Origin of the sequence: Sporosarcina sp. P3 (assembly GCF_002743415.1) — a bacterium.
GTDB lineage: Bacteria > Bacillota > Bacilli > Bacillales_A > Planococcaceae > Sporosarcina > Sporosarcina ureae_A.
In genome coordinates this window covers 91,703-117,855 of the sequence record NZ_PDZE01000008.1, presented here as the reverse complement: position 1 = coordinate 117,855, position 26,153 = coordinate 91,703, and the positions used below count along the sequence as shown (strand labels likewise).

Annotated in this window: 24 protein-coding genes; 19 read left to right on the top strand and 5 right to left on the bottom strand. The window is 43.0% G+C overall.

Translation table 11 applies throughout. The features are described 5' to 3' along the window. Positions 1-115: 115 nt before the first annotated feature. From CSV61_RS11540 to CSV61_RS11530, 3 genes are all read left to right on the top strand, one after another. Positions 116-1,036 (top strand): S66 peptidase family protein, encoded by a 921-nt coding sequence (locus CSV61_RS11540; protein ID WP_099639337.1) that lies wholly within the window; start codon positions 116-118, stop codon positions 1,034-1,036. Between the two features lie 143 nt (positions 1,037-1,179). Next, a complete protein-coding gene (locus CSV61_RS16955; RefSeq protein WP_099639336.1) occupies positions 1,180-1,329 on the top strand; it encodes a hypothetical protein in 150 nt (49 codons plus the stop codon). A gap of 217 nt (positions 1,330-1,546) precedes the next feature. Beyond that, a complete protein-coding gene (locus CSV61_RS11530) occupies positions 1,547-2,212 on the top strand; it encodes a hypothetical protein (protein ID WP_099639335.1) in 666 nt (221 codons plus the stop codon). Between the two features lie 157 nt (positions 2,213-2,369). Here the strand turns inward: CSV61_RS11530 and CSV61_RS11525 are convergent, their stop codons facing one another. Then, a complete protein-coding gene (locus CSV61_RS11525; RefSeq protein WP_099639334.1) occupies positions 2,370-3,143 on the bottom strand; it encodes an SDR family NAD(P)-dependent oxidoreductase in 774 nt (257 codons plus the stop codon). Positions 3,144-3,525: 382 nt separating this feature from the next. On the opposite strand from CSV61_RS11525, the gene CSV61_RS11520 reads away from it, so the two are divergent. From CSV61_RS11520 to CSV61_RS11505, 4 genes are all read left to right on the top strand, one after another. Continuing rightward, positions 3,526-5,184: an FAD-dependent oxidoreductase gene (locus CSV61_RS11520; RefSeq protein WP_199173621.1), complete on the top strand. Its 1,659-nt coding sequence runs from the start codon at positions 3,526-3,528 to the stop codon at positions 5,182-5,184. Between the two features lie 118 nt (positions 5,185-5,302). Beyond that, positions 5,303-6,616 carry a short-chain fatty acid transporter gene (locus CSV61_RS11515; protein ID WP_099639332.1) on the top strand — a complete coding sequence of 438 codons (1,314 nt, stop codon included), beginning with the start codon at positions 5,303-5,305 and terminating at the stop codon, positions 6,614-6,616. 149 nt (positions 6,617-6,765) lie between these two features. Then, positions 6,766-7,407: a metal-dependent hydrolase gene (locus tag CSV61_RS11510; RefSeq protein WP_099639331.1), complete on the top strand. Its 642-nt coding sequence runs from the start codon at positions 6,766-6,768 to the stop codon at positions 7,405-7,407. A gap of 276 nt (positions 7,408-7,683) precedes the next feature. Beyond that, positions 7,684-8,370: an Ltp family lipoprotein gene (locus tag CSV61_RS11505; RefSeq protein WP_099639330.1), complete on the top strand. Its 687-nt coding sequence runs from the start codon at positions 7,684-7,686 to the stop codon at positions 8,368-8,370. 174 nt (positions 8,371-8,544) lie between these two features. Here CSV61_RS11505 and CSV61_RS16950 read toward each other — a convergent pair whose 3' ends face one another. Then, a complete protein-coding gene (locus CSV61_RS16950; RefSeq protein ID WP_199173620.1) occupies positions 8,545-8,721 on the bottom strand; it encodes a hypothetical protein in 177 nt (58 codons plus the stop codon). Positions 8,722-8,941: 220 nt separating this feature from the next. Between CSV61_RS16950 and CSV61_RS11500 the strand changes: the two genes are divergently transcribed. The 6 genes from CSV61_RS11500 to CSV61_RS11475 all read left to right on the top strand — a co-directional run bounded on the left by CSV61_RS11500 (position 8,942) and on the right by CSV61_RS11475 (position 14,341). Continuing rightward, positions 8,942-9,526: a TetR/AcrR family transcriptional regulator gene (locus CSV61_RS11500; protein ID WP_099639329.1), complete on the top strand. Its 585-nt coding sequence runs from the start codon at positions 8,942-8,944 to the stop codon at positions 9,524-9,526. 40 nt (positions 9,527-9,566) lie between these two features. Beyond that, positions 9,567-10,337: a 3-hydroxyacyl-CoA dehydrogenase gene (locus tag CSV61_RS11495; RefSeq protein WP_099639328.1), complete on the top strand. Its 771-nt coding sequence runs from the start codon at positions 9,567-9,569 to the stop codon at positions 10,335-10,337. Positions 10,338-10,402: 65 nt separating this feature from the next. Further along, on the top strand, positions 10,403-11,554 hold the full coding sequence (locus CSV61_RS11490) for a thiolase family protein (protein ID WP_099639327.1): 1,152 nt from the start codon (positions 10,403-10,405) through the stop codon (positions 11,552-11,554). A gap of 38 nt (positions 11,555-11,592) precedes the next feature. Next, positions 11,593-12,714 (top strand): CaiB/BaiF CoA transferase family protein, encoded by a 1,122-nt coding sequence (locus tag CSV61_RS11485; protein WP_099639326.1) that lies wholly within the window; start codon positions 11,593-11,595, stop codon positions 12,712-12,714. A gap of 36 nt (positions 12,715-12,750) precedes the next feature. After that, positions 12,751-13,152 carry an AMP-binding protein gene (locus CSV61_RS11480; protein ID WP_099639325.1) on the top strand — a complete coding sequence of 134 codons (402 nt, stop codon included), beginning with the start codon at positions 12,751-12,753 and terminating at the stop codon, positions 13,150-13,152. A 43-nt stretch (positions 13,153-13,195) separates the two neighbouring features. Continuing rightward, positions 13,196-14,341 (top strand): acyl-CoA dehydrogenase family protein, encoded by a 1,146-nt coding sequence (locus CSV61_RS11475; RefSeq protein WP_199173619.1) that lies wholly within the window; start codon positions 13,196-13,198, stop codon positions 14,339-14,341. A gap of 78 nt (positions 14,342-14,419) precedes the next feature. On the opposite strand, the gene CSV61_RS11470 is transcribed toward CSV61_RS11475, so the two are convergent. After that, positions 14,420-15,553 (bottom strand): alcohol dehydrogenase catalytic domain-containing protein, encoded by a 1,134-nt coding sequence (locus CSV61_RS11470; RefSeq protein WP_083033152.1) that lies wholly within the window; start codon positions 15,551-15,553, stop codon positions 14,420-14,422. A 194-nt stretch (positions 15,554-15,747) separates the two neighbouring features. Between CSV61_RS11470 and CSV61_RS11465 the strand changes: the two genes are divergently transcribed. Continuing rightward, positions 15,748-16,233: a nucleoside deaminase gene (locus CSV61_RS11465; protein ID WP_099639324.1), complete on the top strand. Its 486-nt coding sequence runs from the start codon at positions 15,748-15,750 to the stop codon at positions 16,231-16,233. A gap of 248 nt (positions 16,234-16,481) precedes the next feature. Beyond that, positions 16,482-18,533, top strand: coding sequence for a catalase (locus CSV61_RS11460; protein WP_099639323.1), 2,052 nt, complete (start codon positions 16,482-16,484; stop codon positions 18,531-18,533). A gap of 488 nt (positions 18,534-19,021) precedes the next feature. Here CSV61_RS11460 and CSV61_RS11455 read toward each other — a convergent pair whose 3' ends face one another. Together CSV61_RS11455 and CSV61_RS11450 are read right to left on the bottom strand one after the other, a co-directional pair. Beyond that, on the bottom strand, positions 19,022-19,258 hold the full coding sequence (locus CSV61_RS11455; RefSeq protein WP_099639322.1) for a hypothetical protein: 237 nt from the start codon (positions 19,256-19,258) through the stop codon (positions 19,022-19,024). 418 nt (positions 19,259-19,676) lie between these two features. Next, a complete protein-coding gene (locus CSV61_RS11450) occupies positions 19,677-20,228 on the bottom strand; it encodes a hypothetical protein (protein WP_099639321.1) in 552 nt (183 codons plus the stop codon). 413 nt (positions 20,229-20,641) lie between these two features. On the opposite strand from CSV61_RS11450, the gene CSV61_RS11445 reads away from it, so the two are divergent. The 4 genes from CSV61_RS11445 (at position 20,642) to CSV61_RS16945 (ending at position 26,041) form a co-directional block, all read left to right on the top strand. After that, positions 20,642-22,186: an NAD(P)H-hydrate dehydratase gene (locus CSV61_RS11445; protein WP_099639320.1), complete on the top strand. Its 1,545-nt coding sequence runs from the start codon at positions 20,642-20,644 to the stop codon at positions 22,184-22,186. 294 nt (positions 22,187-22,480) lie between these two features. Further along, entirely contained in the window at positions 22,481-23,446 is a 966-nt protein-coding gene (locus tag CSV61_RS11440) for an SH3 domain-containing protein (RefSeq protein ID WP_099639319.1), read from the top strand. A gap of 168 nt (positions 23,447-23,614) precedes the next feature. Continuing rightward, complete coding sequence (locus CSV61_RS11435; RefSeq protein ID WP_099639318.1) at positions 23,615-24,535, top strand: HNH endonuclease; 921 nt, start codon at positions 23,615-23,617, stop codon at positions 24,533-24,535. Positions 24,536-24,706: 171 nt separating this feature from the next. After that, entirely contained in the window at positions 24,707-26,041 is a 1,335-nt protein-coding gene (locus CSV61_RS16945; protein ID WP_199173618.1) for a hypothetical protein, read from the top strand. Positions 26,042-26,153: the final 112 nt, after the last annotated feature.

Here is a 26,153-nt window from a genome sequence, read left to right as displayed (position 1 = left end):
GACGTCCCACGCCAGGCACCGCCCCACGCAGAGTGCCCAAAAAAGACTCCTCAACATATGCTACTACGACAGAATATGTCTATGTTACCTACAAGGGGAGAGGAGCGACTAGCTCATGGCTACGAAACCGCAGCGATTGAGAAAAGGTGATACAGTAGGGATTGTAACGCTTGGAAGTCCGATGGCAGCTAATCGCATTACGGAAGGGATTCGGATGTTGCAAACGATGGGATACAAAGTCGTGGTAGGTGAACATGTGTATTCCGCGAACGGCTTTCTTGCAGCGACGCCTCGACAAAGGGCTTCGGATTTAATGAAGATGTTTAAAAATCCAGAAGTGAAATGGATTTTACCTACTCGCGGTGGCGTCGGAGTGGCAGGTATTTTGCCATTCCTTGATTTTAACGTCATTAAGCAAAATCCTAAAATTGTTTCAGGATATAGCGACATCACGGTGTTATTGAATGCATTGTTTGAGTATGGCGATCTCATCGGTTTTCAAAGTTTATTATTGTTAGATTTTATTCCAGAAACTCCCGCATATAATTTCAATCAATTCTTTGCAGCGACATCGACCGTTACGGCACCTTGGCAAATTAAGAATCCACCTGGGGTTCCGCTTCACGGATTGGTTCCTGGTAATGTTACAGGACCGATTATTGGTGGAAATCTTACATCATTCATGGGTACGTTAGGCACGTCTTATGAAATCAACACAGAGGGCAGAATATTTCTTTTGGAAGAGACCCATGAACCGATTAATACGGTGTATCGATACGTAAACCACTTAGTGATGGCAGGGAAATTTGACGATTGCGCAGGCATTATTATGGGGCAATGCACGAACTGTAGTTCCGCCTACGGGAAAAGTTACGTAGATTTGATCAATGATTTTCTAGTTCCACTCGGCAAACCGTTAATGACCAACTTAGCCACCGCACATGGTTTCTATAAGGCTACGATACCTATTGGGGCTAGTGTTCGTATGAATACAGAAAATCAAACGTTAACGGTGACGGAGCCTGTGGTAAAGTAGGTGCGAGATCCATAGAAAAAATTACTGATAAACGTCAGATGTAGGGTATACTAATAAAGTAAGAAAATCTAGTTCAGTAAAAAACGACGTACATGTGTTGAATAGATGGTCTTCCAAGATGACAGGGACAGTAGGTGAATACAATGGGGAAGTATCAATTGGATAGTAAAGGTAAGGCGTCTGTGGCAAAGTATCATGAAAAAAACAAGCCGGCCCAGTTTGATAAAAAGCAACAACTTGATAAAATACGTACCGCGTATTTGGAAAAAAAGAAAAAACAAGCGGATGCATAAGTGTCATCTGGTACTTGATTTTCATATCCAAACAGGAAAAACTCTCAGCATGTAGTGCGGAGAGTTTTTGTATTCCAGTCATTGCGATTTTTAACTAAATTTTTTCGTAATTAATCCAATTTGATATCGTAAATTAGTAATTGTTGATATGATTAAGGTATATTCTGCATGAAAAGGCAGTAGACTGCAGAAAATACTTAACAAGGTGTGAATTGTATTGAATCTTTTAAATGTAAGAAAAGGCCAATTCGTTTATTATCAAAATAAGCTGCATAAAGTCTATTCTGTAAAAGCCTTTTTTAAGCAGTCGGTTCATTTGATCCGGCTCGAAGACTTTGAACAACAGTTGGCAACGGCTAAAGAAATCAATTTGTATAAACCAAAACATTTAGATAGTTTTGTCGTGAATCATAAACGATATACTTTGCATAAAGATGAGAAAGCTAAAGTAGGCGATTATATATTAATCATCAATCCGCAGCCAGATTCTTTAGATCATCACCATCTACATGCGATTGAAATGGTGTCTTCCATTGAACGTCATGGCGTTATCAGTAATAAATCCAATGGTATTAAACATAACGAGTATTGGGTGATGATGCCAGGGCTTCAAGACGGTGCAAATATTATTGATTTGGAAATTCCAGATGCTGATTATATTACGGAACAAGTAGAAGAAAAGTCGAAGGTCATTGTGCCTGAAGCGCATCAACCTAAAATAGGTGAAGTGTACCAATGCAACACAAAAAAACCGATTCTACAGGCGATGGTTGTGGCGATCCAAGGAGAGACGGTTTATTTAGGCGGGAATATCGAAGTGAATATGAATGAGTTGAATGACGGTGAATCGTGGAGCTTAGTTCATGGGAAGTTGCTTCCGTGAGTTGGGTACGCCTACACTACTTAGAAACCATTCATGAATGTATGGAGAATAGGTAGGCGACAGGTTTTAACTTGCTCGAGAAATTTAACTGTATATCCTGGTAAATACTAAAAAGAGTGGATTGGGCTGTATGCCTGATCCACTCTTTTTACATACATCATTGTTGCATTTTACCCGCAGTATATCCGCCATCCACCGCAAGTGTGACACCGCTAATTGATTTTGCGAAGTCTGAGCATAGGAATACCACAGCATTCGCTTGTTCTTCTGCGGTAGACATTCTTCCGGCTGGAAGGGAAGCCAGTACGCCTTGGTATTGTTCTGGCGAAGTTTTGGACCAGCTTTCAATAGCCGGTGTAATCGTTGCACCTGGCGCAATAGAATTGATCGTAATACCTTGTTGGCCGTATTCTAATGCTACCGATTTCGTAAGGCCTGCAATGGCATGTTTAGACGCTGTATACGGCGCCATGTTTGGTGAGCCTTCAATACCCGCACCCGATGCTGTATTGACGATTGCACCGCCGCCTGCTTTGAGCATAGCGTTTACTTCATGCTTGATGCAGTAAAACGTGCCGTACAGATTGACTTTAAGCGTAATATCCCAGTCTTTCGAATCCATTTCTCCAATTGGCTTTAACCCTTTGTTAATGCCTGCATTGTTATGTGCAAAGTCTAGCTTGCCAAATGTTTCAACTGTTTTATTTACCAGTCCGATTACTTGTTCTTCATCACTTACGTCACATTTGAAAAAAGCTGCTTCCCCGCCAAAATCTTGGATCAGTTGCACGGTTTCTTGCCCTGCTTCCTCACTGACGTCAGAGATCATCACCTTTGCGCCTGCTTTTGCTAATGCAATGGCAGTGGCTCTTCCGATACCTGAACCCGATCCTGTTACTAGTCCTGCTTTACCTTCCATAACTCCTACCATGAAAAACACTCCTTTTCGTTACTGTTCTTTATAGGTTACATACATGTTTACGACTACCCATTTCATTGGATAGATTGGGTCCTGCTTTTTCTATTGAACAACATACGCCCAACTGGTTGTGAAATCAACTATATGGTTTAGAACGGTACCAGGTCCCCACACAATTTAGAAACAATTTAACATGTACTTCTTCATACCAAGTTGGGTGCGTTTCATCTGCGAGATTAAGGGAATAGTATATTTTTTACAAGTGATACAAAATAATACGTTAAGTATATGCATATAATTTACATACAGGCTGAGGGCAACCAGCTTCCACTAGGCTTGTGAACTGGCGGCGTTGCCTATATAAGCGCTGGTAAGTAAAAAAGGAGGAATTTTGATGGAGTGGGATTATGAATATGATGTCATTGTAGTCGGTTCAGGAGCATCGGGATTTTCGGCAGCGATCACGGGAAAGAAGGAAGGCTTGAAGACGGTTCTAATTGAAAAGGAGAAAGTATTCGGAGGAGCGTCAGCACTTTCGGGGGGCGGTGTGTGGATTCCGAACAATCGCTATTTAGTCGAAGGGGGAGTACAGGACAGTTTTCAAGAGGCCAAGACGTATTTGGATGCTACGGTCGGTGACAAGACTTCGGATGAGATGAAAGAGACTTATTTGAAGAAAGGGATCGACTTGATGGATTATCTCCATGAAACATCCGAGTATATGCGGTTTACGTATGCCAAAGATTACTCAGACTATTATCCTCACTTAGCAGGTGGAAAAGGTGAAGGACGTTCGATTGAGCCGACAGTTTTTAATCTAAACAAGCTCGGCAGTTGGAGAGCGCGGATGAAGCCTCCTGCGATGGATACGAAAGGATTCGTTATGACAGGCCAGGATTTCCGTCATATTAATATGATTACGAGAACGTGGACGGGAAAGAAGAGAAGCTTGACGCTTGGTTGGCGTTTGGTCAAGCACTTGGTTTTGAGAGCCAATTATTCGGCTTTAGGCCAGGCATTAATTGGTAGGCTTGCGATGACATATAAAGAGCTGGGCGGTGAGCTATGGCTAGACAGTCCGTTCGTTGATTTCATTATAGAGGACGATTCAATTGTCGGTATCAAGGTTATGAAAAACGGTGAAGAAACGCGCGTGAAGGCATCGAAGGGAGTCATTTTTGCTTCGGGTGGATTCTCCCAGAAACAGTCGTATCGTGAGAAGTATCTTCCAGCGCCGACGGATAAAAATTGGACATCCTCTCCGCAAGGGCAAACAGGGGATTTATTGGAACCTGCACAAGAGCTTGGTGCGAAACTTGGCTTCATGGATAAGGTGTGGGGCGCGCCGTCCATCATTGACCATACAGGCATGCCATTTTTCTTAGTGGCGGACCGGGCTATTCCGTCTATGATTATTACAGATCAAGATGGCAACCGTTATATCAATGAGCCGACGCCATACCACGAATTTGTGGATACGATGTATGCACATCATAACAAGACAGGTGGCAAGGCCATCCATTCATGGATTATCCTAGATCATAAGGCAAAGAAACGTCATCTTTTCGCGGGGTTGTTCCCCGGACAAGATTTCCCTAAAGAATATTATGAACATAGTGTAGTTCTAAAGAGCGAAACGATTGCAGGATTGGAAGAGCAATTGGCGATGCCAAAAGGGAATCTGGTGAAGACGGTTGAACGGTTCAATGGATTTGCGAAGACTGGAAAGGATTTGGATTTCCATCGAGGCGAAACTACGCATGATCAGTATTACGGCGACCCGACATTGAAAAACCCCAATCTCGATGCGCTCAATAAAGGACCTTTTTACGCATTGAAGATTTATCCGGGAGATATTGGAACGAAGGGCGGCGTCGTCATTGATACGCATGCCTGTGTACTGAAAGAGGATGGTACGCCAATAAAAGGGCTGTACGCGTGCGGCAACTGTTCGGCTGCCGTCATGGGTGAATCGTATCCAGGACCTGGCGCGACAATTGGACCTGGCATGACATTCGGCCATATCGCAGCTCTTCATTGCAAAGAGAACTAGAAGTATAGATTGATACTTTTATGTGTTAATGGGAAATATTCGTGAAAGACCAAGACTTTATTTGAAGAGTTAACTAAGTAGTCTATATAGTGATGGAGAAATATAGGGGGGATATACTATGAAGCTGTTAACTAGATGGTCCAACACGTTAATGGAACGATATTTACCAGATCCATATATTTTCGTTGCTATTTTAACATTGGTTGTATTTGGGCTCGGTCTAGGATTCACGGATTCCGGTCCGCTCGACATGGTCGTGCATTGGGGAGATGGATTCTGGGGTCTTTTATCCTTTACGATGCAAATGGTTATTGTGCTAGTCGCGGGTTATGTTTTAGCAATTAGCCCTGTATTCAAGAAATTATTAAGCACGCTTGCAAGTATCGCCAAATCACCTGGTTCCGCCATTATACTCGTTTCCGTTGTAGCATTGATCGCTTGTTGGATTAACTGGGGGTTCGGTCTTGTTATTGGGGCTCTTTTTGCAAAAGAAATCGCAAAGAAAGTAACGAATGTGGACTACCGCCTATTAATTGCTAGTGCTTATTCGGGTATGATTATTTGGCATGGTGGTCTAGGTGGTTCCATTCCGCTGTCGATTGCGACTGAAGATCATCCATTCGCTGATATAATGGGTGTTGTTCATACATCTGAAACGATATTCTCCACGTACAATCTACTCATTGTCGTGGCGCTTCTCATTATCATTCCGATTTTGAATCGTTTCATGATGCCAAAACCTGAAGATACCGTTACGGTGGATCCGAAACTATTAGAAGAGCCTATCGAAGTGGAGAAAGATACAGATTACACGCCGGCTAGCAAACTTGAAAACAGTGTCATAATTTCCATGCTCATTGGTGCGCTTGGTGTCATTTATCTCGTCCAGCATTTCATTACGAAAGGGTTCGATTTAAACTTAAATATAGTGAATTTTATCTTCTTGATCCTTGGCGTCATTTTTCATGGTACACCGAAACGTTTTCTTGCGGCTGTTACGACTGCGGTGAAAACAGCGGGTGGCATCATCATTCAATTCCCGTTCTACGCAGGGATTATGGGCATGATGGTGGCTTCAGGATTAGCTGGTGTCATGTCCGAATGGTTTGTTTCCATTTCGACAGAAAGTACGTTTCCATTATTCACTTTCTTTGCAGCAGGGCTGGTGAACTTTTTCGTACCGTCCGGTGGCGGGCAGTGGGCAGTGCAAGCGCCTATCATGTTGGATGCGGCACAGACACTCGGCGTGAGCTATTCGAAGACCGCTATGGCGATTGCATGGGGTGACGCCTGGACGAATATGATTCAGCCGTTCTGGGCTTTGCCGGCACTTGCGATCGCAGGACTTCGTGCAAAAGATATTATGGGCTTTTGCATTTTCGTCCTTGTAGTGAGCGGAGCTATTATTAGTATTGGTTTATATTTCTTTTAATGAATGTAAAACGACTGGGGTTATTCTCGGTCGTTTTTTGGCGTAACGGAATGTTTCCTATTTCATTCAGCAATCGGTATACTAGAAACGACGGAACGAATATACGTTCTTCATTCGACCGTACACTATACAGCTAGAGAGGTTTACATATGAAAGGCACTTCACATCTATTGATCGGTACAGCAGTCGGGGCCGTCGCGGGATACGCTGTGCAGCCTGATATCAAGACGGCGTTGATTGGCGCGGCGGTCGGTGGAATATCGGGCGTTGTTCCGGATCTTGACACCAACGGGCTCGCGAGCAACAGTATCACACTGAGTAAGAAAGTCAGCAAATGGCTGATGGAGACTGCTGGCATCGTGATTTTACTGACGCTCATCTTTCAAGTATTTACAGAGGGACTGAGCCGAGATATTTATGTGTATGGCGGTATCGGTCTCCTGCTACTTATTGTTTCACGGATCATCACACAACGACGGATGCTCACGATTACCGGTATTCTCGTCATGCTTCTTGGTTTCGTCCTTGGCCAGTCGTTAGGCATTTTACTCGCTGGTAGCTATATAATCATTGCATCGTTCTTGCCGCATAGGTCATATACGCATTCTATTATGGGGATGGTGTTCTATGCGTATATTTTGAAGCATTTGTATGCTGAGTGGCCGATTGATGGTCTGATTGCTGCAGGGCTTGCGGGGTATGTTAGTCATTTGCTTGCGGATATGAAGGTCCTTCCTGTTAATCGGCGGGGAGTTAAATGGTTTATGCCTTTGTGGAATCGGGAGTTTTAGGGTGTGACACGGTTTGTTTTGGTACCAGGTCCCGACACAATTCAAAAACAATTCAGAATTGTGTCTGGGGTGGGTATGTAAAACTATTGAATACTAGATGGTAATAGGCATCAGATTCTTGACAATGCTAAATTGTTTGAGGGTCTGGTGCTTTTTTATTCAGAGTAGTACCGGAAATTGATACTTATAATTAAATTAAATTAATATATGTTGAAACTTTTTTGAGCAATTGCCGTCTGTACGGCGAAATCGAGATCATTGAATGGGGGAATGGAAATGGAAGAAAATCAAAAAAAGAAAAAGCCATTTTATAAAAAGTGGTGGGTTTGGTTGATCGCAATTGTCATTATTCTATCTGCTGTCAACAGTAGCGATGAGGACAATGAGGTGGCAGACCAAGAGGAGAGTAAGCCGGTTGCTGCTGAGCCAGTACAGGATGATCTGAAAAAGGAAGAGACAGAAACTTTTGAACCAGTAGAAGAAGAGAAGCCGGTAGAGGATGATGTTCCGAGTGAACATAAATCCGCTTTGAAAAAGGCAGAAACGTATGCTAAAACGATGAATATGTCTAAAAAAGCTATAACTGAACAATTAACTTCGGAATATGGAGAAAAGTTTTCAGCGGAAGCAGCAGAATATGCAATGAGTCGTCTTGAGTTTGATTGGAAGGCAAATGCGTTGAAAAAGGCTGAAACCTATTCTGACACTATGCATATGTCAAAACAAGGCATACATGAACAACTCACTTCTGAAAATGGAGAAAAGTTTACTGACGAAGAAGCCCAGTACGCAATGGAAAATCTACAAGCTGATTATAATGAAAATGCCCTAGCAAAAGCGAAGACGTATCAAGAAACGATGAGTATGTCACCTGAAGGAATAAGAGATCAGTTGACTTCTTCATATGGTGAAAAGTTTACACAAGAAGAAGCTAATTATGCTATTGAGAATTTAGATAAGTAGAGCGTAACTATATATTGATTGAAATTTTTCATGAGGTACCAGTTCCCGATACAATTTAAAATTGTGTCGGAACCTGGTACCTCATTTGTTATTGACTTTACTTTGAATAAACTTCAACTTAAGCCAGCAGCGGAATTATTCAAAAAGATGCATATTACGACAACATACACCTATTTATTTCTCATGATCTCTTTTGTCAAACTTTGTGGAAAACGTAGTCAGCAACACGATGAAAACAGGTAATAGACTCCATAAAAAGAAACCCCATTGCTGTGTAAATAGAGATAATAGTAAGAAGAAAGCAAGTGCGATGATTGAAATATATACAGTGCGTTTCTGATATTTTTTCATTTTGCACGCTCCTTTTTGTGATACTGGTACTAATCATCTTATCATAAATAGCCTGGTGAAATGCCGATCTGATTGACTAGTTTGATAATAATAACAATCTTGAGAGACCTGGTACTTGTAAAAAATACTCAAACGTTAAAAATTGACTTGACATTCAAAGTCTGAAAATTCATAATGCACGTAAGGTAGAAACTGGCAGCATGAAGGAGGTGAGAAGGTCATGTCATTACGAGAGAAGAAAGTGGAAAAGAAAAAAGAGGAGATTCGCCAATCTGCTATGAGTGTTATTGCGGAAAAGGGATATCATGCCACGACGATGGAAGATATTGCAGCGAAGTTACTCATGACGAAGGGGTCCGTTTACTATTATTTTAAAGATAAAGAATCACTTGTGTATGAGAGTCATAAACTACTGTTGGAACAAAGTATGGAGCACCTCCAACATGTGTTGGCAGAAGAACTTCCTTCTGTAGCAAAACTTCGGAAGGCTATGGTCGTTCACATGGAGTATGTCATTTCAGAAAGAACAGATTTCTTTATTGGGGTTAAACCGGATCAAGTGTTTGAAGGGGCGCATTTACAAGAGATCTTACGGCTTAGAAATCAATACAGTGACTGTATGGACAGACTGATTCAACAAGGGGTGGAAGACGGAAGTTTTGTACAAGTAGATATTAAGATTGTGAATCATATTATCCTAGGGGCGATGAATCATGCAGTCATCTGGTATTCTCCAAAAGGTAGTAAAAGTATAGAAGAATTGGCTAATTCCATTGCGGATTATTTATTGAAAATTCTATTGTAGGACTAGATATCAAAAGGATAAGAAAGGGAGCGAAGTATATATGAACATGGATTATGTGTCAGCGGTAATTACAGGAGGCGCTTCAGGACTTGGGGAAGCTACTGCGAGGGAGATTATTGCGGCAGGGGGAAAGGTAACAATTTTGGATTTACAAGAAGAACGTGGGAATAAACTGGTCAAAGAACTCGGAGATGGTGCATCATACGTCAAGACGGATGTCACGAGTACGGAAAGTGTTCAAGCGGCTTTGGATCATGCGGTGAGCACTTTCGGCAAAATCAATGCCGTCGTCAATTGCGCGGGTATTGGGGTGGCGGAGAAAACCTATAGCGGCAGAAAAGGTGCGCATGATCTGGGGAACTTCAGCAAGGTCATTCAAATTAATTTAATTGGGACGTTTAATACGATTCGTCTCGCTGTTGAACATATGACGAAAAATGAACCGAATGATCAAGGAGAAAAAGGATTCATTGTGAATACGGCGTCTGTGGCCGCATTTGACGGACAAATTGGTCAAGTGGCGTATGCGGCATCTAAAGGTGGAATCGTCAGTATGACCTTGCCGCTTGCGAGAGATTTGGCTTCAGAAGGCATTCGCGTCATGACGATTGCACCGGGCTTGTTTGAAACCCCGATGTTCGCTTCATTGCCGGAGAAAGCTAAAGAATCCCTCGGTGCGATGGTGCCTTTTCCTTCACGGCTCGGCTACCCGGATGAATACGCACAATTGGTGAAAAGTATTTGCGAAAATACGATGCTGAACGGGGAAGTCATACGTCTTGATGGAGCAGTCCGCATGCAACCTAAATAATCAGTGTCTATAGAAGATGTGAAATGTAAGGGCTTACAAAACTATGTGAGAAAGAGGGATTGACTATGAGAGAAGCAGTCATTGTGGAATGGGTCAGAACACCGGTAGGGAAAAGAAATGGTGTATTGAGCACAGTACGCGCGGAAGATTTAGCAGCCAAGCCGCTGGCGGAAGTCGTTAAACGAGCGGGCATTGATGCGGAGCTAGTAGAGGATGTCATCTTCGGCTGTGTATCGCAAGTAGGGGAACAATCATTTGATATCGCTCGGGTTGCAGCTTTGCAGGCAGGATATCCAGTGGAAGTACCGGGAACGACAGTGGACAGACAATGTGGGTCAAGCCAGCAAGCTGTACATTTCGCGGCGCAAGCGATTATCAGTGGCGATATGGATGTGGTGGTGGCTGGCGGCGTCGAAAGCATGTCACGAGTGCCGATGGGAAGCAGTCGGCTGGACGTGAAATTCAGCGAGGAAATCACATCGAAGTACGAAATGGTCCACCAAGGCGAGTCGGCAGAAAGAATTGCTGAACAATGGGAGATCTCAAGAGAAGAAATGGACCGCTACTCGCTCGAAAGCAATAAGAAGGCTGTGAATGCACGGAAAGAAGGGCGGTTTGATCGAGAAATCATGCCGATTGAAGTAACACTTCCTGACGGTACAAACTTAATAGTGAAAGATGATGAAGGGCCGAGAGAAGATACGACGATGGAGAAATTGAGTTCATTACAAACTCCCTTTAGAGAACATGGTGATGTAACGGCTGGAAACTCCAGTCAGATTAGTGACGGAGCCAATGCAATTCTGTTAATGTCACGCGAAAAGGCAGAAGAACTCGGATTGAAGCCGAGGTTTAAAGTACTGACTCGCGTAGTGGTAGGTTCTGATCCGACGCTTATGCTGACAGGGCCGATCCCCGCGACTCAAAAGGCTTTGGAAAAGTCAGGACTAACACTTGATGATATTGACATTTTTGAAGTCAATGAAGCCTTTTCTGTAGTGACGATTGCCTGGTTGAAAGAAACAGGTGCCGATCCAAAGAAACTAAATCCAAACGGTGGAGCCATCGCTCTTGGTCATCCGCTTGGCGCAAGTGGCGGACGCTTGATGAGTACGATGATGAGTGAATTAGAAAGAACGGGCGGCCGTTACGGACTGCAGACGATGTGTGAAGGGCATGGCATGGCAAATGCGACGATCTTGGAACGATTAGATTAATTGGATGATGAATGAAGATGCGTAAAGGAGAGGTTTCAATGCCATTAGAATCTATTCGGGTACTCGATTTATCCCGCTTGTTACCGGGGCCGTATTGTTCGATGCTACTTGCGGATTTTGGTGCAGAGGTGATCAAAATTGAAGAGCATCACACCGGAGACTATGCGCGAGCAGAATTGCCTAAGGTAGGGGAAGTGAGTGCACTTTTTCATTCATTGAATCGTAATAAAAAGAGTATTTGTCTGAATTTAAAAGACGTGGAAGACAAAGAACGTTTTAAGCAGCTTGTCAAAGATGCGGATGTTGTGATCGAATCGTTCCGACCAGGCGTTATGAAGCGGCTCGGATTGGATTATGAAGTGTTGAATGAAATCAATCCAGGGCTTGTGTATTGTGCGATCACGGGTTACGGACAGGACGGCCCATACGCTACTCTGCCCGGTCATGATTTAAATTACATTGGTTATGCGGGCCTGCTAGATGCGATGGGGGAACGACACGGTGCGCCACAAATTCCTGCTACGCAAATTGCAGATATTGGAGGGGGTGCGTATCCCGCAGCAATGGGAATCATGCTGGCATTGTTTGAAAGACAGAAGACAGGTATTGGGCAAATGGTCGATATTTCGATGATGGATGGTGTGCTTTCGTGGATGCCTACATTCTTTCCGGGATTTCTTGCGACAGGGCAACAGCCGCAAAGAGGTGAACTAGATTTAAGTGGTAAGCGTGCGTCTTATGCGGTGTACGAAACGAAAGATCACAAATGGTTGGCTGTCGGTGCATTTGAATTAAAATTTTGGCGTGCGTTTTGCGAAGTCATTGGAAAAGAAGAGTTCACAGAGAACTTGCATGACCCGGTAGACGTCCAGCTGCAGATGAAAGAAGAAATTGCTGCGATTTTATTGCAGAAGACAAGCGCGCAATGGATGGAAATATTCGATGAGGTCGCGGCGTGTGTAACACCGGTTCTGTCGTTCGAAGAAGTACTTGATGATCCACAAGTTAAGGCCCGGGGGATGATTCAGGAAGTAGAGGATCCAGAAATTGGACCAGTGAGGCATATCGCAACGCCCATTAAGTTGTCGAGAACACCTGGCAAAATTCAAAATCTAGCGCCTTCGCTAGGTGAGCATACAGCCGCAGTACTTGGAGAATAGTAAGTAGAACTCGATCCGTATGATGTTGCCGTTGGTATTGAAGGAAGGACTTTTCGCGTCTGGAAAACAACAACTATTTACGAGGATCGACGTTATACGTATCGCGAGCTGAATCAAGAGGTGAATAAACTGTCACATGGACTCATTCAGCATGGTGTGAAAAAAGGTGATAAAGTAGCGCTCATGATGAAAAACTCCGATACATTTATCATCGTTTACTATGCCATTTTAAAAGCAGGGGCGATTACGGTACCTGTGAATTTCCGCTTAACCGCTATCGAAGTGTCGTATATATTGGATGATAGTGATGCGCGTGTTGTGCTGTTTGATGAAGAGTACGCTTCATTGATTGATCAAGCAAATGCATCAGGGAAAGTGTTGAAATATCGCATTCGGGAAGCATTAGTTTCCAATCGACCTGTTAATCCTCATGTATAAAAATAGAAGCTTTCTTAAAGGGGAGTAAAGGAGTGTCATATGCATGATGAGACCATTTATGACAGAAGAGCATGAACAGCTTCGAAAATCCGTACGTAAATTTTTACAGAAAGAAGCCGTACCTTATATAGAGAAGTGGGAGAAAGAAAAACAAGTCCCTCGATCATTTTGGAAGAAAGCTGCTGCTCAAGGGTTGATCGCACCGTCTGTTGAAGAAAAATACGGCGGGATAGGCGCGGATTTTGGCTATGCTGTCGTCATTAGTGAAGAGTTTGAAAAAGTGGCAAGCGGTATCGGTGGAATTGGACTGCATAATGATATTGTTATTCCTTATATACAATCTTTTGGTTCGGATGAACAGAAAGAACGTTGGCTCACGAAAGCTGTAACCGGAGATATGATTAGTGCCATTGCAATGACGGAGCCAGGCACAGGTTCTGATCTCGCTGCAGTTCAGACAACGGCGATAAAAAAGGGAGACCGTTACATTATGAATGGGGAAAAGACGTTCATCACCAATGGCTTTTCTGCCGACTTCGTCATTGTCGTCTGTAAAACGGATCCTACCGCCTCACCTGCTCATAAAGGCATCAGCTTGCTCGTAGTGGAAGAAGGAATGCATGGGTTTACAAGAGGGAAGAAGCTGAATAAGGTAGGACAACATGCGAATGACACGAGTGAATTGATTTTTGGAGATGTATCGATCCCTGCAGAAAACCTTCTGGGCGAGGAAGGGAAAGGGTTCTACTATTTGATGGAGAAATTGCAACAAGAACGTTTGATGTGCTCCATTCAAAGTGTAGCTTCTGTGCAGCGAATGATTGATATAACGTTAGCGTATGTGAAAGAGCGACAAGCTTTCGGTCAGCGAATTGGTGATTTCCAAAACACGCAATTTAAGATGGCAGAGATGCAAACGAAAGCAACCATTGGTCAAACATTTGTTGATCGTTTAATTATCGAGCATATGCGGGGCAAAAACGTAGTAGATGAAGTATCGATGGCCAAATGGTGGACGAGTGATTTGGCGCAAGACGTGGCGATCCAATGTATGCAATTTCATGGCGGCTACGGCTATATGGAAGAATACGAGATCGCCAGAAGGTATCGTGATGTGGCAGTTAATTCGATTTATGCGGGGACAAATGAAATTATGAAAGTGATTATCGCGAAGAATATGGGACTTTGAAGCAAGGTGGGTGAGTGAAATATACCAACATATTATCCGCAAAAAAACGCGATGAACAACTCATCGCGTTTGTATAGTTTATGGTTGAATCAATACTTTAATACAACCGTCTTCTTTCTTATCAAAAATGGAATAAGCATCTGCTGCGTCTTCCAATTTTACTTTGTGTGTAATAATATCTGTCGGATCGAACTCTTTTGCTTCGATCTTTTTAAATAGCTCAGGCATTAAGTGAATGACAGGTGCTTGGCCCATTTTCAATGAAACGTTACGTGTGAAGAAATCACCGAGTGGGAAATTGTTTGCATCTGTTGCGTAAACGCCTGTTAATTGAACGGTACCAAATTTCCGTACGACTTCTGAAGCTGTGACAATCGGGCTGATTGTGCCGAATTGATTATCTCCACTAGATCCGAACGTTTCGCCTGGTTGTACCGTTCCGTCCATCCCTACACAATCAATGACGACGTCTGCGCCACCTTTTGTTTCTTCATGCAATAATTTGCCGATCTCGTCATGTTCTTTAAAATTATACGTTTCTACTTTATTCGTTTTCTTGGCATGCTCTAAACGATAATCGACGTGGTCTACTGAAATGACTCGTTTCGCTCCTTGCATCCAAGCAAATTTTTGTGCCATTAATCCAATAGGGCCGGAGCCGAGAATTATGGCGGTATCGCCTTTTTTCAATCCGCTATGAAGGACACTCCAATACGCTGTTGGAATGACGTCTGACAACAACGCAAGATGTTCGTCATCCAGTTCGCTATTTTCCGGAACTTTAAATGATGTGAAGTCCGCGTATGGAACACGTAAATACTCCGCTTGGCCACCTGGGTAATTTCCATTGGGCTCAGCAAATCCAAATAGCCCTCCTACTTCACCGTGTGGATTGGATTCATCACATTGACTTTCCATTTCATGTTGACAGAAGAAACATTCTCCGCACCCTATATTAAATGGAATGACGATTCGGTCGCCTTTCTTTAAAGTTTTGACTTCAGAACCTACTTCTTCGACAATTCCCATTGGCTCATGCCCGACTACATAATCTTTCTCGGGCACAATTCCGCCATGATACAGATGCAAGTCTGATCCACAAATACCGCTTGTCGTAATGCGTACGATTACATCACTATTTTCTTGGATACTAGGAGCTTTCACTTCTTTTGTGACCATTGATTTCTTACCTTGAAATGTTACTGCTTTCATACCATCACATCCTTTTTGCATTGTGCTTACTTTGTACCCGCCTATCTACTAGGTAAACTACGTAAATGAGAATATGGTTATTGATTCCTAGTTGAGGAGTAAAGGAGTAGATAGAAAGAATGAGAAACATAACTGTGTAAGTATGTTAAGCGAAGTGTTATAAAGGGAAGTGAAGAACAAGGAGGGATTCATTCATGTTACAAGAAAATGAAATGAAACACTTACAACGATCTGTCGATTTGGCGGAAATAGCTCTCCATAAAGGAGATCAGCCATTTGGTTCGGTGTTGGTTTCAGCGAATGGTGAAGTGCTAGCTGAAGATCATAATCGTACAAGTGGGGGAGACCCGACGCAACATCCAGAATTTGCTTTAGCGCGCTGGGCTGCAGACCATATGGATGCAGAAGATAGAGCGAAGGCGACAGTATTTACGTCAGGTGAGCATTGCCCGATGTGTGCGTCAGCCCATGGATTAGTCGGTTTGGGACGGATTGTGTATGCGAGTTCATCGAAACAGTTAGCCCAGTGGAAGAAAGAGATGGGGGTGACGACGCCTGCTCCTGTGAAAAGTTATCCGATTCAAGAAATGGTTCCTGCTATTGAAGTAGTCGGGCCGATAGAAGGGTATACAGAGCAAGTGCGTGAGTTGCAACGGCAGTACTTTCAGAAGAATAACTGAGATGATTTATGCGAGGAGAGCCAGTTGTTTTGGCTCTCTTTTTATGTTTATAGCTTCCATAAGATGATCGCTTTAAAACTAATTTGACATGGAAAGTGTAAGGATACACTTCTACGAGCGCTACTTGTTCATCGGGGTGCACGCTGATTTTGGTTTAGAAGGAGATGTTCCGGGGAAATATTGTACCTAAAGGAAATCACTTGTCAGTTCCTACTAGTAAAAAACTTACTGAAAAGGATGATGTGTGGATGGATAAGCATAATCAGCAGAGTCACAAGCAAGACAAGAAAGATCAGCAGCTGGAGCCATACCGTAAAGAAAACACTGGACCCGGCAAGCAAATGACTGAGGAAAGCGGCATGAAAGTATCTGATGATCAAAAGTCATTGCGTGCGGGAAAACGTGGGCCTCTTCTCATGCAAGATTTTCATTTTTATAAGAAGCAATCGCATTTCCACCGTGAGCGGATACCTGAGAAAGTAGTCCATGCAAGAGGTTTTGGTGTCTATGGAGATTTCGAGGTCTATGAGTCTATGAAAGATTACACGAAGGCAAAGTTCTTGCAGAATGTGGGAGAGAAAACGCCTGTTTTCGTCCGTTTTTCCAATTTTGTTGGAAGCAAGGGCTCAAAAGATACAGCCGTAGATATTCGCGGCTTCGCGGTAAAATTTTATACAGAAGAAGGGAATTATGATTCACTTTCATTGCAATTTCCTGTTTTCGTCCTATCCGACCCGATGAAATTCATGGAAGTGACACATGCCGCCAAGCCTAACCCAAAGACCGATCTGCCTCAGGCAACGGTCGCACACGATAATTTCTGGGATTACGTTGTCAGTAATACTGAGTCCGCTCATATGATCATGTGGCTGATGTCGATGCGAGGACGGCCAAGAAGCTGGCGGATGATGGAAGGTTATCCAGTCAATACTTTCCGTTTCGTAAATGATCAAGGTGTGTCGACTTTCGTCCGTTTTGTATGGAAGCCGAAACTCGGAGTTCACTCCCTTAAGCTGGATGAAGCCAATCTGATAGGCGGTGTAGATCCTGACTATCATAGACGTGACATAGTTACAGCGATCGAAACAGGTTCCTACCCTGAATACGAACTAGGCGTACAGCTGATCGCGGAGGAAGATGAATTCAAGTATGACTTTGATATTCTAGATGATACGAAGTTATGGCCTGAAGAGGTGATCCCTGTTAAGATCATCGGGAAGATGACATTGAACCGCTTGGTTGACAATTTCTTCGCTGAAGAGGAACAGTCTGCATTCAATCCGTCAAATGTCGTACCAGGTATTGAATTTTCGAATGATCCCGTACTACAGGGCCGTTCATTTGCTTATCGAGACACAGAACTTTACCGTCAGAATACACCGAACTACGAAGAGCTACCAGTCAACCGACCCATCGCAGAAGTGAATAATAATCTTCGTGACGGTTCTTACAAGGTTCCGATTGACACTGGCACTGTTCATTATCACAATAATTCACTTGCTAATAATACGCCCGCTGAAACCCCACCGGAAGAAGGTGGATATGAAAATTATCCCGGCAAAGTTGAAGGAAATATTACTCGTGAACAACCGAGCGATTCATTCGAAGATCATTTCACGCAGGCCCGAATATTCTGGAACAGTCTAAGCAAGCCGGAAAAAGACGACCTCGTTGAGTCTTTCAGCTTTCATATCGGCAGTGTAAACAATCAAGACCTTCGTCAAAAAAGTGTCGAGATGTGGGCGAATGTGGATGAGGAGATGGCTGCACAGATTGCAGATAATGTTGGCGTAGACAAGCCGAAGACTAAGCAAGTTAAAACGGACAAGAGCTATCCTTCCCTCAGCCAGCTCAATTCTCCGCATTCCCCGATGACACAGAAGGTCGGTGTTTTAGTCGGCAACGGGTTTGATGGAAAAGAATTAAATAACACACTGGATATGCTCGCCAAAAACGGTGTCTTGATCGAAGTAGTTTCCGAAAAACTAGGAGCAGTAAAAGGTGACGATGGTACCGAACTCGTCCCTGCCAAGTCATTTTTGACATCGCACCCTGCGCTATATGATGCCATTTATGTCGTAGGTGGCACATCTGCAAATCAGATGATGTTCGATCAGCATATCGAAGACTTTATTCGTATGCAGTTTATGCATTTAAAACCGATCGGCGTGGCATCAGGCCAGGAATCATTCATCCAAGATCAAGACGCACCCGGCATCATAACAGCCGCTGATAACTCAAATTTCCCTGAAAAGTTTCTCGAAGCCATCGCGAAAAAACGTTTTTGGAATCGGATTTGATGGGTATTAGCGTAATGAAAGAGCGCTATCGTGAAAGTCTAACGGGTTTGGTTAATGGGAAAAAACGTTAAAAGCAATGCAAACAGCAACCTAATGGGTGTATGTTTCGGCAATGGATTGACAATAGAAATACAAATAAACGCTCGTTTTCGAGCGTTTATTTGTTATGTTTTGCTGATGATAAGTGCGCATTGTTTGTTTAACCATTTGTGCTCTATTACTGAATCGGGTGCAAAACTCTTATACAATAATTGCGCCCTTTAATTAGATAGTGGTTTTAAACCGTTGATCTGCGCTGCAGCCGGACGCGTTCCGGAGGGCGTGCGGTGAACCACACCGCTCCGCTTTGCTTCGCCGGGTGTTTCACCTGTCACGCTGATCCTCCCGGAGTCGCCGGCTTCCGCTCCGATCAACTAGCCAACTACAAAGAAATCTTCTCCATAAACGCGCCCGAATGTTTAAATATACTTTTTCCAAAACAACGGATTTCATTTTGAATACTGACGCTTAGAGTTAATTAAGCTAACAATAATTCCCAGAGTACTTGCTATTATAATTTTTATAAAAAATTTATTTAGAAGTCCATCAACTACATATCCTTTAAACTTTTGATACCATGTTGCTTCTGGAACCCAATCAATCACGGATCCTATCCCTAACATTGCAGGTAAACTTATTAATATATAAGCTAAAACAAACGTAATTAAAAACAGTTTTAGATTCATAATTGCCCCCTCTACGACTTAATTTATTATGGTATAAAGGTTAGTCGTAATTACTAAGGAAAAGTTACATACTTATGAATCTGGCCCGATTGCTTAATAACCAACCTGTATAGTTTATTCTAGCATAAAGTTCCTTTTCCACATCGACGTTTTCGATTATTCAAACTCTTTCTAGGAACCCATTCCATTCATCAATGAACAGGCATGTAACAACGTAATGAGCAGGGTCCATAAATTTATGTGTTTTTCTTAATCCTTCTGTCTGCTGTAAGGCGATTTACCTTCGATAGTTGTGTGTAACATGAATTCAAATACAAAAATAGGGACACCTATTCATGTACGAATGCGTCCCTGGATAGCTATGCATTTAAAAAAGCCTAACCACATACAGAACCCGTATCTCTACGAAAACAGCATGTTACCCATGCCGATTCACTTTATCAGACCGTGGCCAAATGAAGTAAGAAAGTGAGACGACGATATCAAGGCCTACAATAAGCGCCCATAATTTCAGCATTTGAGAGAGGGCTTCTGTTTTATTGGCATCTCCAATCAGGTAAATCATGACAAACAAGAACCCGCCACCGATGATCAAGGCTAGCACATGTTGCAACGCACCTTTTACGGAATGGCGCGCATGGGCATATCCTGTTTTCTTCTCAGGTTTTGTGCCTTGCTTCTTGATGTAGTAAAGAAAGCGTTCGTCCGCCCAGCGAATCATGCTTTTTCCGAATGCGATCGATACACCGAGATAAATCGCCGCAATGGCATGAACTTGTGTGGCAACCGCCCCGTTATACAGATCGGTAGCCGTGACGACTAATAATAGTAAATCGATGACTGGTGTTAATGCTAGGAAAAATAAACCGAGCCGTTTTTTGTTGAATACATATCGCGTAATGAGGCCCGCGAGAATGACAACCCAAAAGCCTATTTCACAAGCAATAATCGTCCAAGCAATGAAATCCATTCATTCACCTCTTTTTAAACGGTTATATTGGTTATGTGTATCATAGCATAAATATTCCGAATTGTTTTTGGACTTGACACAGTTTAATGTGTGAGGCGGGAGAGGCGCTCATCTACTTCAGGACATTTGATGGTGATCTCAATCTCCTCAAATTCCTTGGATTCTTCAATTTTCAGCTGTATGATCATCACCTCTATTTAGTCTTCATGGCTGAATCGTAACACGGCGATGAACATCGAACAATGGCTTTTATAGTGACCTGCATGTAGAGGGGGCTAAGTTGCATGAGTACGTGTTGCCATGTAATGGATTGGTAAATAACTGGACAAGTACTGTTTGTTCAGAAGATAATCAACGCAACGTACTATCGTGTGGATTCATGGTGTTCAATCAAAAATAAAGGGGGAGATAGGATGTTTGCAGCGGGACGAGAAGATATGCGGCAGATGGATCAGTATACGATAGAAACGCTCGGACTGCCGGGGACGGTGTTGATGGAAAATGCGGGAGCGAAAGTAGCGGATGAATTGTTGCGACGAGCTAGCGACATGCATGATGCGAAATTTCTAGTCGTGGCGGGTGGTGGCAATAACGGTGGAGATGGTTTCGTCATTGCGCGACGTCTGCTTGATGAAGGGAAACACTGTACGCTGTGCTTGGCTGTAGACCCGGTATACATACAAGGGGATGCGAAGGTGCATTTCGATGTGTATAGGAATCGGAAATTGCCGATTGTGTATGTGAATGAAGAGACGAGGCCCGAACTACAGCGCCTATTAATCGAGGCAGACTATATTGTGGATGCGCTACTCGGAACGGGTGCAACTGGCGAGATTCGTGAGCCGATCCGATCGGTAATTGAGCTAGTTAATCAATCAGGAAAATATGTTGTGGCGGTAGATGTGCCGTCAGGGGTAAATAGCGATACGGGAGAAGTGGCTGATTTGGCAGTGTGTGCAAATCAGACGATTACGTTCGTTGTGCCAAAAAAAGGTTTTTTTCTACAACAAGGACCACAATACATCGGAAATTGGAAAGCTGTGAATATTTCTGTTCCACTGTCGATTGTAGACGAGCTTTCGCTAACTTTACCGTGTGTGATCACGCAATCAGTCGCTTCAGCCGCTGTGCCGAAAAGACCGAAGCATGGACATAAGGGGACGTTTGGACATGTGCTCGTACTCGGAGGCTCGAAGTCCTATGTTGGCGCACCCATTTTTACAGCGAAAGCAGCTTTGCATTCAGGTGCGGGTTTGGTGACGCTCGGTGTACCACAAGGGATGTATCCAATGGCCGCTACGCAACTACCCGAAGCACTGTTTTGGCCTATGGAAGAAACAGATGGTCATTTTGGGAATCTTTTTCATGATGGAGAGACATTTCATTCATTTGATGTAGTAGCTGTTGGGCCGGGGTTGAGTCGGTTTGAAGGTGGCGAGTCGTGGATGCGTTCGCTATGGGAGTCGTTAAGTGGACAACCGGTTGTAGTAGATGCTGATGGATTGTTTTTGTCTCGAAATATGCTGGATATCATTTGTCGGTATGAAGGCCCTGTAGTATGTACACCACATCCCGGGGAAATGGCAATGTTGTTGAATACGACCGTTCAAGAGGTAGAAACGAATCGGCTGGAGATCGCGAAGCAGTTTGCTGAAGAACATCAACTGTATTTATTACTGAAAGGACATCGCTCAATCATTGCTACGCCTGACGGGGAAGTGTATATGAATCCGGTTGGCAGTGATGCGCTTGGCAAAGGCGGGTCAGGTGATGTGTTAACTGGTTTGATTGCCTCATTTCTTGCACAGGGGGCTACGCCAAAAGAAGCGATGATTGCCGCTGCTTATGTACATGCAGAAGCGGGTGAAAACCAGGCGGAAGTCTATTCGAATTACGGTGTAGTGGCGCCTGATATTATCGAAGGGTGTAAGGTTTTGTTGAAGGAATGGACGGAGTGAGCAAGTACTTGGCACGGAAAATTCATGATATGGAATCGAATACCCAACAGATAGTATTTTCTGTTGGGTTTTTTGATGTGCGATGTGGAACTATGTCCGATCGCAACAAATGATGCTATATAGTTGTATGAAAATTGTGGAAAGTGCGTGCGGTGAGTCAAAAATCATAGTATAATAGTATCGCTATTGACTGCTGATCTAGAAATTGAAGTGACATTGAGAAAAATGTAGCCGTATAATTTTCATGATTCAATACATAGATTGTGCAACATCTAAATAAAGGGGGCATTAGAAATGGAGAAAAGAAGTGATAGTTCGAAGAAAACTAGAGGCAATAAGAAAATTATTGTTCTATCTGTATTGTCTGTAGTAGTTTTAGTAGTCGGTGTATTTTTGTTTATGACCATTAAAGACAACCGCATGGTGAAGAAGGCTGATTCATTAGTTGCGATTGGGAAGTTTGATAATGGAATTGCCATTTACGATCATCTACTGACAGCTAACTATTCCGATCGTGTAATGGAAAAGAGAGAACGCGCACTTGAATTAAAGGAAGCAAACGAGCAGTATGAACTCGGTATGGAATCATTGGATACGAATGATCGATACAAAGCCATTAAACATTTTTCTAAAATACCAGACAATGGGGATGAGTTATTTCAAAAAGCTACAAAAGAGTTGGAGAATATAGAAGAGGCAAGTACTTTGGAAATAGAAGAGTTGATGGAGAATAGAGATTTTGAAGCAGCGTATGAGATGGTCAATAATTACTTGCGCGTAGCACCTGCATCTTCGAATATGAAAGATTTGAAAGATACGCTGATCGCTACAGAGGAAGATATGAAGAAAAAGGATGCGCTTGCAAAAGAGGAAGAAGACAAAAAAGTTGCACTTGTGAAAGCGGAAGAAGAAAAGCAGGCAAAAGCCATAGAAGATGAAAAGAGAAGTCAAGAGGCAAAAGCAGCAGCTGCCGCTAAAAATAAAGAACTCGAATTGTTGAAATTAGAACGAGCACGAATTGCAGCAAGCAATGTGTTGTATACGTATCAAACGGTCGTAACGAGTTCAGGTAACCTACGGGCTGCGCCTACATTGAATGGGAAAGTACTTGTAGCTTTACCTAGAGGAACTGAAGTATATATTGTGGATACGCAAGTAGAAAGCACTGAGAGAACGTGGTGCAAAGTTGAAGTAGAACTACACGGTAGCTACTATACGGGATGGATTTCTTATAATACGATGAATTATAGTCTTCCGTAAGCGAAGGGTATTGTAATTTCATTATACTGATAGCGTGACTAGACAGTCAGTCAACAGGTTTTGTACTGATTATGATGAACTATACGATGCTAAAGCAATAATTTCCTAGTCATCCAGTAAAGCCTTATACTTGAGGAAACCACGTAGCGCATATAGGAGTGAAGCACGATGCAAAGTTATATTGTGATGCAAGGACGTACATATGATGAAGAGAAAGAATTGGGTGTGCTTTGGTCATTGCAACAAGACAGTATAGGCAATGTTCATCATTTTTGGGAACGAATGAAAGAAGTACGCGAAGGAGATCGGATCTTTCATTATGTAAAAGGGGATATGGTTGCCATAAGTGTGGCGAAGTCGAGTTACCGCGAGGAGCGAAAACCGTCTGGAATTCCGTTGATAGATAGTGAAGACGCCGAAGGGTACTTGGTGGAAGTGGACTATCATGAACTTGATCATCCGTTGACCATTGCGGAGTGTTTCCATGAACTTCTTCCTTTATTGCCGATCAAGTACTCGGCATTTCAAGAGAACGGCAATGGAAATCAAGGCTATCTCTTCCCATGTAACGAAGAACTGACGATTAAATTAGTTGAGTTGATTGCAGATTTGAATATTTATGAAATCGATGAAGAACAATTGGAGTTCGTCATGGGCACCGTGCAGAAGACGGAGCATGATTTCCTCATTCCGGTTCTCGCTGAAACCGAATCGGAAACGAAAACGAAAGTGCGAATGGCGCACCAGCGATTCCGCAACGAACTCATGCAATTATGGAATGACCAGTGCGCACTCTGCGACATTGAGCTGCCCGAATTATTGCAAGCCAGCTACGCCAAACCTTGGAAAGATTGCACGAACAACGAACGCGTCGATCCGAATAATGGCATCCTTCTTTGTCGTAATCACGATGCGCTCTATCATAACGGCTTCATTGCGTTTGACGGCACAGGCAAGATTCATATTTCTTCAAGAATTTCCGAAGAAAATTACGACAAGTACGGATTGCATAGCAAGATGCGAGTAAACCGAACGGAGAAAAACAAGCCATATTTGAAATGGCATAAGAAACATATATTTAAAGAGTAAACCTACCGCCACGTTAAACATTCAGTCCGTAATCGGATATATATGTTCTAGTTTGGGTCAATTCACTACACTTCATTTGTCGTCCTTGCAAAACTTGGTGAGTTTACCCTCTTTTTGTAGTATGATGCATAGAGAGAGTGAATTCGATAACATATTGTGCGGAGGTACGACATGAATTATGGTGATCCGTTAAAAGGTAAAAATATAGAACGAGATACGACAATTTATAATAGTGAAGGTTTTGACAGACGAGGCTTTAATAAGTTTGGTTATGACCGTCATGGGTTTAATGAACAAGGATTTAATGCGAGTGGTTTTGATAAGTACGGCTTTGATGCGCAGGGCTTTGACAAAAATGGCTATAATAATCAAGGCTATGACAAAGAAGGATTTAGGGCAACGGGCTATAATAAAGCAGGCTTTGATCGAACGGGTTATGATCGGTATGGTTACGACGCAGAAGGCTATAATAAAAGCGGTTATAACGTCCAAGGCTATGACAAAGAAGGCTATAAAGCGGATGGTTTCAATCGACAAGGCTTTCACAAGAATGGCTATAACCGAGATGGTTACGATATTCATGGTTTCAACCGTGCGGGTTTTAACAAGCAAGGGTATGACAAATACGGTTTCAATAAATACGGTGTGAGTGCCCAAGGGTATGGAACGGATGGCTATAATAAGCTAGGGTACGATAAGAACGGCTTCAATCGTCAAGGCTACAATAAATTCGGCTATGACAAAAGAGGATTTAATCGTGATCGCAAACATATGAACGGTACGATGTATGACGGCAAAGGCTTTGATTTCAAAGGCGTTCATCTAAATAACAGTCCATTCGATGATCACGGCTTTGATCAGGCAGGCTTTGATGCGCAAGGTTTCAATAAAAGAGGATACAACCGTGAAGGCTTTACGCGCGATGGCGCACATATTAGTGAGAAGACGTACGATGAAGAAGGATATGATCAGCACGGGTACAATCGAGATGGCTTCGACCGAGCAGGGTACGACGCATCAGGCTTGAATTCACTAGGCTATGATGCGGAAGGCTACGATGCTCAAGGGTTCAATAAACATGGCATGGATCGTGAAGGCTATAATCGAGATGGTTTTAATAAAGCAGGCGTTGATCGAGAAGGTTTCGGCAAAAATGGTCGAAATCGTCAAGGTTATGATAAAAAAGGATTTAATTTGCAAGGATATGATAAGAACGGTTTCAATAAAGAAGGCTATAACCGATTCGGCTATGATCGCTATGGTTTTAATCGAGACGGCAAACATGCGAATGGTACGAAGTATGATACAAAAGGGTTCGATTGCAATGGCTTCACTCCTCAAGGCATCCACCGAAATGGAACCGATCGAGATGATGAAGGGTATGATAAGTCGGGTTATGACGTGGATCGCTATGACCGTAAAGGATATAATAAGCTCGGTTATGATAGAAATGGTTATGACAAATACGGCTATGATAAATCAGGATTTAGAGCGGATTCGAAATAGAAGAACCTAAAAAAGAAACGCCTGGAAAGTTCGAGTGATCCACTCCCTTTCTAGGCGTTTTTTATTGGGATGTTGCTGACCTTAGACCAGTATATAGTAAAGCGAACACCCC